We start from the raw sequence: 6,093 nt of genomic DNA on the forward strand, positions 1-6,093 counted from the left end.
ACCCCCCCGCCCGGCTGGGGGGGGCGCCCCCGGCCCCCCCCCCCCCCCCCGCCCCCCCCCCGGGCCCCCCGCGGGGGGGGGGGGGCGGGCCCCCCCCCCCCCCCCCCCCCCACAGCCGTGGAAGCTGGAGCTGCCCGTCATCCGGATCAGAAGCACAAAAACCGACGTAGGCGTGGTGAAGGTGGACGTGATGGTCAAGGACAGGCCCGGAAACAAGCCCGGAAGCAACCGCGAGAGTGAATCCGAGGGCGCAGGGGCCGGCGGGCCGGGCCGCAAGGAGGAGGCGGCGCCACGCGGCAAGGGCGCGCAGTCACCGATCGCGGTGCAGCCGCGCCGACAGCGGTTCATGGTGGCCCCGCTGCCGCAGCATCTGCTCCCGCCGGGAGTGCCTGAACTCGAGATGGACGCGGTGTGCGACCGGCTGGAGAGGATGCCCGAGGTCACGGTGGTCCGCAGACTCACCCCGTCGGGGAAGCTGCAGTCGGCGGGAGTGCAGCCCTCCTGCCCCGAACTCGTGGTCGTCGAGGCGGCCGAGGCCCAGGTACCGGCGATGCGGACGCTGCACGTGCACATCGAACCGGACCTGCCGCTGTCCGCAACCGGACCCGCCGCCATGCCGGCCGCAGGGATGCTGCCGCTGCGCGACCCGGGGCTGGTCACGCTGCGGGAGGAGCCCGTGGAGATCTCGGTGCGCGTCTGCGGCCCCGACGGTGAACCGCTGGCCGGCGCAGGGGTGTTCCTGATCGGGGCGGCCTGGCCGAGCCAGGGCATCACCGCCGCCGACGGGAGGGCCACCATCACCCTGGCGACGGAGACCGCGCAGTCCCTCCAGTCCCTGTACGTCCGGCCCGAGGGCGGATACACCGACCGCTGGATCCACCGCCCCGACCTGTCGGAGAGCCACGACAACCTCGTCACCCTCACCCCGCTGTCCAAGGTCTACCCGGAACTGGAGCAGCGGCAGAGTTACGGCTGGGGCCAGCAGGCCATGCGGCTGGACCGGCTGCCGCCCACGTTCCGCGCCTTCGGCATCAAGACCGCTGTCATCGGTACCGGTGTCAGTGCAGAGCACCCGGATCTGAAGCAGCGGGTGCGCTCCGGCACTGACCTCGTGCGCGGCACGAAGGACGGCTGGGCCCACGACCCGGTCGGCACCGGTACCCACGCGGCCGGCATCATTGCCGGCGCGGACACCGGCAAGGGCATCATCGGCATCGCCGTCGACGCCGAACTCGACGTCTGCCAGGTGATGCCCGACGGCCACTTCAGCGACCTGATCGCCGCCCTGGACCACTGCATCGAGCGCGAGGTCGACATCGCCCACATCCAGGCGGCAACCCCGTACCCCTCGGCTCTGGTCTCCCGCAAACTCGCCGACGCCACCGCGGCGGGCATCGCCTGCATCGCCCCGGCAGGCGACACCGGCGGACCGGTCGCCTTCCCCGCCTCGCTGCCCACCGTCTTCGCCGTGGGCGCCCTGGGCGCCTTCGGCACCTACCCACCCGACACCTCCCAGGCCACCCACACAGGGCCGCCCCTGACACCGGAAGGACTGTTCGCCGCGCCGTTCAGCTGCCACGGCCCGTCAGTGAATGCGGCCGCCCCCGGCGTGTCGGTCCTCTCCTGCGCCCCGCAGGGCGGCTACACGGCTCTCGACGGCACCAGCACCGCCTCCGCCCACATCGTGGGCCTGGCCGCCCTCGTTCTCGCCCACCACGAGGACTTCCACGGCCAGCTGCTGCCCCGCGGCCCCGGCCGCGTGCAGCACCTGTTCGAGATCATCGCCGCCAGCTGCCGCCCACTGGCCGCCCCGGGAACACTGGACGCGGCCCGCACCGGGCGCGGCCTGCCCGACGCCCTCATCGCCCTCGGCCTGGCCCCGGGCATGCAGCTCGCCCCAGCCCTGTCGCCCTTCGCCCCCTCCATGACCGGGTAGTCCTTCTGCGGCCTGCAAAGCCGGATGGCACCCGCCCCCGAGGCAGGGCGGGTGCCATCCGGCTCCAGCGGACGTTCCAGTCCGGCCGCGTCGCATCGACTTCGACGCACGTGAACCCAGGGTGCGCCTGGTGCTCGGCGCTGGCGCCCACCGGGTAGACGGCCACGGTGTCGGACCAGTGGAAGCCGTGCTCATCGATGTGATCGCCGCGATGCTGCGCTGCTCGGATGCACTGGCGCGGGCGCTCGTCGTGGCCGAGGCGCTGCGCGGAGCACTGGGCAGTGACGAGCAGCCCGGACTCGTCCACGCCGTCCCCGTCCCCGTCGGCGGCCTGCGGTTTCTGACCAGAGCGAACGACGTTACCGGCCGCGGCCGCAGAGCCGTCCAGGAGGTCACGCCGCTCGGCGCCTGCGGCTCGCACAAGGAACATGGTGGAGCTATGGGCGGCCTCCCATCGATCCGCGAGCCGGTAGGCCTGGTCGGCGGCTGCCTGGGCCCGGCTCTCGGCGGTGTCGGCCCAGACGACGCGGGTGGCGCCGTCGTGGCCGTGGACGGACAGCATTACGTCGAGGTTGTCTCACATGGCAGTCGCCGGCCGCTCACGCCAGCGGAGGACCACCGTGCCGTCCGGCCACTGCACACCATCGGCCACATCCCCAACCCCGGAGACGCCCGTGATGTCCCGGTCACGGCGGAGGACGAACAGGCGGGGTGCCGGGCCGCCTCGGGGTCGTGCGGTGTGCGACATGGGGGTGTCCTTCAGTGCGTGGGATGGTCGGGTTCGCCGGGACCGAGGATGCCGATAGTCCGACAAGTCTCCAGGTTGCGGCGTCGCTTGCGGCGTTCCTCGCGCACTTCGAAGAGGCGCGAGTAGGCCAGGTAGACGAGGGCGACGAGAGCGGCGACAGCGAGCAGGCTGATGACCACGGCGAAGGCCCGCGCTGGTCTTCCTGATCAAGTCCGTGTGCTGGGGGTGCAACTGCTCATGTAGCCGCGAACGTCATCCCGGCAGCCCGATCCTTGCGCCGCGAGACGTTCACCGGCAGCGGGTGCACCCTCGCCCAACGGAACTGCGCGTTTTGCGGGCGACGGGCTCCGGGGTCATGGGCGGGTGGCTGGCGGCAGGTGTAGGGCGAGGAGGGCTACAGGCGCACTCCATGCAACGTCCGGCTCGGGATGCGCCTCCCTCTTTTTCCCGCCCACGCACGGGCGAGAACGGAGATCCCCATCCTGCCCGCTCCCACTGTCTTACGGCTCGTGAAGCTCGCCGAAGCCTGCGGCGCCCAGGGCGTGCGCATCAACGACCCCACCTCCTGCCACGACCAGCTGCGCGATGCCCTCGCCGCCCACGGGCCCGTCCTGGGCGAGTGCGTGGTACGTCCCGCCCATCCCCGCAAAGGCCAAGAAGGACCAGGTCAAGAAACTCGCCGCCGCACTCACCGAACCGCAACCGCATCGCCCTGCAGATCGTCAAGGACCTCCTCGACGAATCCTCCTTGGAGGCCAGCCCCGGGCACGTCATCCCCGACGCGATTGGCAAGGCCGCATCGACCGTCGCGGACCGCCTACGCGACCGCGCCAACCCGGCTGACCACGTCGGCGCCGCGACTGCCTGCGGTCTGACGCTAAAACGCCGGCCCTGGCCTATCAGCGAGGGCGGGACGGTTCCTGCAGCCCGCCCGGGCTGCCCGGCCGCTCCCGATTGCGTGGACTACGGGCTGTGCGGCTTCCAGGCATGGTCCAGGAGCGGGATACCCAGACGGAAGCGGGGGAGCTGCAGGCCACGATCACAGCGATGCATTGTGCGAGGCGAGGGCTTCGGGGCACCGGAAGCTGACGAAGATGATCTTGCCGCCGTGTTTAACCGGAGCAACAGTCACTCCGCCTCCGTACAGCTTGGCGAGGTCGACAACCGTGCGTAGGCCCTCTCCTGCGTCCGTGCGCGTGGTGGGTGGAATGTGCGGGTCACGGTCCGCGACACCCACCACCAGGTAATCGGCACCTACCGTAATAACGACTTGTGCGCTGGGAGAGCGATCATGTGTGTGCCTCACCGCGTTTGTGACCAACTCGCTGACGACCAGCAGCACCGCGTCCACCAGAGCGGAACCTGGCGCGACTTCCCACTCCGCGAGCGCCGCCTGAGTGGAGACGCGTGCCTGATGAACCGATGCCGGCTCTGTCGGCACGCTGAAGACGCGGCGGCACGGGCCCAGAGGTAGTACCTGAGACTCGGCCGTCGTCGCTCGGCTGGACCACCTCATGACGCCTCCCACGACCGGCGCGCCTGTCGGACCGCAAGACGGCTGAACCGCGTAAAGAGACCCGGCCGCCAGGGGGATTCAGGCCAATACCTCCCATTCACGGTGGCCTACCCGCGGCCATGACTAAAAAAGCGGGCATTATTCGCATACCCGCTATACGCGCGGCCGTACTCCGGTCAGACGCCTAACGACAGTGGCGAGTGCACGGGCCCGCCCGCCTTGCCGCTACACCTCGATGTAGACGACCACGGCGACGGTCTGCAGGGCGGAGACGCAGTTGCTGCCGGGCTGCTCCTTGAACGCCCCAGCGATGTCGTCGCCGCTGATCGGGCGACTGTTGCACCACTTTCCGACGCTGATAAGGGGGCGCACCCGGTGGCTGGCTCGCCAGGCGATCTTCGGCAAGCTTTCGCAGGATGGGTTTCGGTTGCCCGGCCGGAGCGGCGGATGGCGGGCGCTCTTCGTCGTGCGCGGCGCCATGCCGCCCGGAGCTCAGGAGCAGAACATGGCAGGGAAGACGGATGTGCTGATACCGGCACTGAAAGATGCCCGTGACGCCCACGCCGCGGTCGTCGACCGGTTTTGGGTCGTGTCGCTGGGTAGACCGTTCGAGGACGGTGAACTCATCGGCAAAACCACCCCGCCGGACGATCTACAACACAGACTGCCGCCCACGACCAGCACGAGCACCCCGAAACGAGGTCACGCCACCCCGCTGACCAGCCACTTCAAGATGGCGGAGCTTCATTGACGTTCTGCAGGTGCATGGGATCATGCAGACCGCCATCCACAAGCACCTACTCGCCCACGAGCCGGATGTCTGGTGGGTTCATCTGCACGCCCACGGCCACGACCCCGTTGCCATTGCCCGCGGTCTGCGTGCCGCGCTCGACTACACCGGCACCCCACCCTCTGTACCCGTCACTTCCTCGCCGCGCGTCCACCTGGACACCGCCGCGATCGACGCCGCGCTGGGAGTCAAGGGCTTCGCCGATGGAGAGATCTACAAGTGCACGTATGTCCGCCGTGAGACCGTTGCCGACGGCCCTGTGATCCTGCCTCCGGGCCTGGGCTCCACCACCTCCGTCAACTTCCAGCCGCTGGGCGGCGGAAGGGCCGCGCTCAGCGGTGACCTGGTGATGATCGCCAGCGAGGTCCAGCCCGTTCTCGTGGCCCTGCGGCTCGGCGGAGTTGAACTCGTCGAGGTGCATCACCACAACCTGACCGACGAACCACGCCTGTTCTTTGTCCACTACTGGGCCGTCGGCGATGCCGTGAGGCTCGCCAAGAGCCTTCGCCGGGCCGTGGACACCACCAACGTCGTGCCTATGCCCGGAGGAGCCGCCTGATGACCGGGGACAATGAGACGATCATCTGGTCGTTCGACTTCAGCGAAGCCCTGGAGTTCGACCCTGCGCTCGCGGACCTGATGCGTCGCGTGTCCCCCCACACGCGGATCCGGCTTCGCTACGGCGATGCCGACGCCTGGCTGGTCACCGGCTTCGAGGCCGTCAAGCAGGTGACCACCGGGCCAACGATTGAGCAGGGCGGGCATCGTCGGCCACGCAAGGCGCTGATCCGGCTTGATGCCCGAGTCCACCCTCCGTGGAACCGGGCCGCGCGGGTCGGCGTCACTCCGTGAGTCCGCAAGATCGACTTCACTGAAGGACACGCCCATGACCGGTTCGGCCGCCCGCTACCTCTATCTCGCCCGTCACCGCGGGGCATCGCCGGACGAGAGCGAACTGACGGATGAGGGCCGCCGCCAGGCCGCCCTGCTGGGGGAGCGGCTCCGTGGGGGGGCCCTACCCCTTGATCGTGGACACCCTGATCATTGGATCGTGAAGATCCATAGGACAGGAGTTCCCGTTGGGGACGTCGAAGTACTCGCCT

At 69.8% G+C, this 6,093-nt stretch carries 6 protein-coding genes and 1 pseudogene; 5 read left to right on the top strand and 2 right to left on the bottom strand.

The features are described 5' to 3' along the window. Positions 1–190 precede the first annotated feature (190 nt). Complete coding sequence (locus tag ACIQFZ_RS41600) at positions 191–1,936, top strand: S8 family serine peptidase (RefSeq protein WP_402693783.1); 1,746 nt, start codon at positions 191–193, stop codon at positions 1,934–1,936. A 759-nt stretch (positions 1,937–2,695) separates the two neighbouring features. Here the strand turns inward: ACIQFZ_RS41600 and ACIQFZ_RS41605 are convergent. Both ACIQFZ_RS41605 and ACIQFZ_RS41610 read right to left on the bottom strand, forming a co-directional pair. Further along, positions 2,696–2,863 (bottom strand): hypothetical protein, encoded by a 168-nt coding sequence (locus tag ACIQFZ_RS41605; protein ID WP_402693784.1) that lies wholly within the window; start codon positions 2,861–2,863, stop codon positions 2,696–2,698. Positions 2,864–3,723: 860 nt separating this feature from the next. Continuing rightward, positions 3,724–4,200 carry an ATP-binding protein gene (locus tag ACIQFZ_RS41610; protein WP_402693785.1) on the bottom strand — a complete coding sequence of 159 codons (477 nt, stop codon included), beginning with the start codon at positions 4,198–4,200 and terminating at the stop codon, positions 3,724–3,726. 310 nt (positions 4,201–4,510) lie between these two features. On the opposite strand from ACIQFZ_RS41610, the gene ACIQFZ_RS41615 reads away from it, so the two are divergent. The 4 genes and pseudogenes from ACIQFZ_RS41615 to ACIQFZ_RS41630 form a co-directional block, all read left to right on the top strand. Further along, positions 4,511–4,951 carry a hypothetical protein gene (locus ACIQFZ_RS41615; protein WP_402693786.1) on the top strand — a complete coding sequence of 147 codons (441 nt, stop codon included), beginning with the start codon at positions 4,511–4,513 and terminating at the stop codon, positions 4,949–4,951. A gap of 22 nt (positions 4,952–4,973) precedes the next feature. Next, positions 4,974–5,549, top strand: a complete 576-nt coding sequence (locus ACIQFZ_RS41620; RefSeq protein ID WP_402693787.1) for a DUF1259 domain-containing protein — start codon at positions 4,974–4,976, stop codon at positions 5,547–5,549. Continuing rightward, positions 5,549–5,842 (top strand): hypothetical protein, encoded by a 294-nt coding sequence (locus ACIQFZ_RS41625; protein WP_402693788.1) that lies wholly within the window; start codon positions 5,549–5,551, stop codon positions 5,840–5,842. Before ACIQFZ_RS41620 ends, ACIQFZ_RS41625 begins: the two co-directional genes overlap by 1 nt. Before the next feature lie 34 nt (positions 5,843–5,876). Then, positions 5,877–6,093 (top strand): annotated as a pseudogene (locus tag ACIQFZ_RS41630) (histidine phosphatase family protein); the annotation flags it as partial.

Source organism: Streptomyces sp. NPDC093064, assembly GCF_044754605.1.
GTDB lineage: Bacteria > Actinomycetota > Actinomycetes > Streptomycetales > Streptomycetaceae > Streptomyces.

Excerpts from the sequence above, each read along its gene's own strand:
- ACIQFZ_RS41615 (WP_402693786.1), top strand. The coding sequence starts at position 4,511 with ATGTCGTCGCCGCTGATCGGGCGACTGTTGCACCACTTTCCGACGCTG.
- ACIQFZ_RS41600 (WP_402693783.1), top strand. The coding sequence starts at position 191 with ATGGTCAAGGACAGGCCCGGAAACAAGCCCGGAAGCAACCGCGAGAGT.
- ACIQFZ_RS41625 (WP_402693788.1), top strand. The coding sequence starts at position 5,549 with ATGACCGGGGACAATGAGACGATCATCTGGTCGTTCGACTTCAGCGAA.
- ACIQFZ_RS41610 (WP_402693785.1), bottom strand. The coding sequence starts at position 4,200 with ATGAGGTGGTCCAGCCGAGCGACGACGGCCGAGTCTCAGGTACTACCT.
- ACIQFZ_RS41620 (WP_402693787.1), top strand. The coding sequence starts at position 4,974 with ATGCAGACCGCCATCCACAAGCACCTACTCGCCCACGAGCCGGATGTC.